The sequence below is a fragment of the Blautia sp. ZXY-1-B12 genome (assembly GCF_056339915.1).
Genome location: NZ_JBWJVP010000122.1, coordinates 1 through 2774, shown reverse-complemented (window position 1 = coordinate 2774; position 2774 = coordinate 1). Strand labels below are relative to the sequence as shown.

Annotated in this window: 2 protein-coding genes; one reads left to right on the top strand and one right to left on the bottom strand. The window is 42.3% G+C overall.

What is annotated here, in order from left to right:
- Positions 1-216: 216 nt before the first annotated feature.
- On the bottom strand, positions 217-1638 hold the full coding sequence (gene purF, locus AC075L_RS07080) for an amidophosphoribosyltransferase (RefSeq protein ID WP_022381205.1): 1422 nt from the start codon (positions 1636-1638) through the stop codon (positions 217-219).
- Between the two features lie 404 nt (positions 1639-2042).
- On the opposite strand from purF, the gene AC075L_RS07075 reads away from it, so the two are divergent.
- The coding region (locus AC075L_RS07075) for a glutamine synthetase III domain-containing protein (protein WP_476387439.1) at positions 2043-2774 on the top strand (732 nt) is incomplete at its 3' end.

The following is a 2774-nucleotide window of genomic DNA, read 5'->3' as shown; positions in this document are numbered from 1 at the left end:
TTATGTTCCACATTTCAGAATTTGTCAAGTTTTTAAATTTATCCAATTTTCATAAAGCGCAGGGGTTCTATTGTGCATTTTGTTCGTTTATATATGTTTTCACAGCATTATTTTATACACTATGTATGATTCCATTCTATATTGGTTTTACCATTATGTGAGATTGATTCCATATATCATCGACAGGTTTCTGCATTTTTTATGAATTTTTGCGACTTAACACTTCACAATATCTGCAAACTCCGCATTTGTATAATCCGGAATCTCCATCGGATAATTTCCATCGAAGCATGCCTTACATAAGGGCAGGCCGCCCGCCATTCCTTCCAGATAATCTGTCTGCATGTAGCCAAGAGAATCTGCTCCGATCATTTTACAGATTTCCTCTGTGCTGTGGCTGGCTGCAATGAGCTGATCATTTGACGGCACATCCGTTCCGAAATAGCATGGATGTAAAAATGGCGGTGAACTGATACGTACGTGCACTTCCTTTGCTCCCGCCTCTTTTAACATGTGGATCAGGTTTGCAATGGTTGTTCCACGAACAATAGAATCATCCACCAGAACAATCCTCTTATCTTTTACAACAGATTCCAGCACACTCAGTTTCAGATGAACACTGGACTCACGTTCTTCCTGAGTCGGTTTGATAAATGTTCTTCCAATATAGCTGTTTTTATAGAACGCAAATGCAAACGGGATTCCTGATGCTTCGGAATATCCCTTTGCAGCAGGGAGTCCGGACTCCGGTACACCTGTTACAAGATCTGCCTCTACAGGATAAGACTTGGCAAGAGATTTACCGCCGCGGATTCTGGCATCATAGACCTTCACCCCATCAATGGTACTGTCAAGTCTTGCAAAATATATATACTCAAACACACAATGCGCGCGTTTTGCAGCAGCAGACGCAAGCTCTTTATTTGACTTCAGTCCGTCTTTTGTGATCGTAAGAATCTCACCCGGCTCAATGTCACGGATAAATTCCGCACTTACAGATGTCAGAGCACAGCTCTCAGAAGCAATAACATAAGCATTTCCTCTTTTACCGAGACACAATGGTTTCAGTCCATATGGGTCGCGGACTGCGATCAGTTTTCTCGGGCTCATAACTACCAGACCATATGCACCTTTGATCTTCTTTGCAGTCTTTAACACTGCCTCTTCTACTGTTTTAGAATGCACACGTTCTCTTGCGATATGGAACGCAATAACCTCTGAATCTGTAGTTGTATGGAAAATCGCTCCATTCTGGATCAGTTCCCATTTCAGTTCCGGTGTATTAACCAGATTTCCGTTATGTGCAAGTGCAAGAGTTCCCTTTACATAAGACAAAACAAGGGGCTGTGCATTCTCTGCAACAGAAGCTCCTGTTGTGGAATATCTTACATGACCAATACCAATATCCCCCTCATATTTACGGACAACATCCTGTCTGAGAACTTCACTTACAAGTCCTAGATCCTTATGAAACTTCACATTTCCACGCTCTCCCTTAGTATCAGAAACTGCAAGTCCGCAGGATTCCTGTCCTCTGTGCTGCAGGGAAGTCAGTCCATAATATATGGACGGAACTACATTGCCGCCATCCAGATCATAAATTCCAAAGACGCCGCACTCTTCTTTTATTCCAGCCATCTGATTTCCTCCGATCGTATTCTCTTGTCTGACTTTAACTTTACTTTCAAAACCCGCTGACATTGTTTTCTTATGTTTGGTGGGTTCCAAAATCAAATTATAATAATAGAAACAAATTTGTCAACCTATTCCTTTTTTGCCATATCTCAAAAATTTTTTCAAAAAAAGTGCTTGACATCTGTTTTCATTTCGTTTATAGTACAGCACATAAAGCAAAGGCGCTTTGGAAAGATCTACAGAGATCTCAGTCCAGGGCGCTTTTCGTTTTATAAAACTTTCGTTTCATAGAAAATGTTCGATGAGGAATTTTCTATGAGACGAAAACCGCAGGCAGTCACAATGGTGATCTGCAGCGGCACTACACATATTCAGAAAATATTGCAAACCGAAAGGAGAGTACCTATATGGCACAGAATATCCCTGAACTGTACGGCAGCCTGGTCTTCAACGACAAAGTAATGAGAAGTAAACTGCCAAAAGACATGTACAAAGCATTAAAGAAAACAATCGAGAGCGGTACACACCTTGAACTTGATGTTGCCAACTCCGTTGCTGTTGCAATGAAAGAATGGGCTACCGAGAACGGCGCCACTCATTATACTCACTGGTTCCAGCCAATGACAAACGTAACTGCGGAGAAACATGACAGCTTCATTTCTCCTACAGGAGATGGTCAGGTGATCATGGATTTCTCAGGTAAAGAACTTGTAAAAGGTGAGCCGGATGCTTCCAGTTTCCCGTCAGGCGGTCTTCGTGCCACATTCGAGGCAAGAGGATATACAGCATGGGATCCGACATCACCGGCATTCATCAAAGACGGAACCCTTTACATTCCTACAGCATTCTGCTCCTACAGCGGAGAAGCTCTTGATAAAAAGACTCCTCTCCTTCGTTCCATGCAGACACTTGATAAAGAAGCTACAAACCTTCTCCATATAATAGGAAATAAAGATATCAAACACGTAAATACAACTGTAGGTCCTGAACAGGAATACTTCCTGGTAGACAAGGAATTATACAAACAGAGAAAAGACCTTGTATTCTGCGGCGTTGCACTGATCGGTGCTCCTGCTCCTAAGGGCCAGGAAATGGAAGATCATTACTTCGGTGCTCTGAAACCTCGTGTCGCAGCTTAT

What these genes read in the sequence shown, in the direction of transcription:
- purF (WP_022381205.1), bottom strand. Translation starts at nt 1,638, where the DNA reads ATGGCTGGAATAAAAGAAGAGTGCGGCGTCTTTGGAATTTATGATCTG.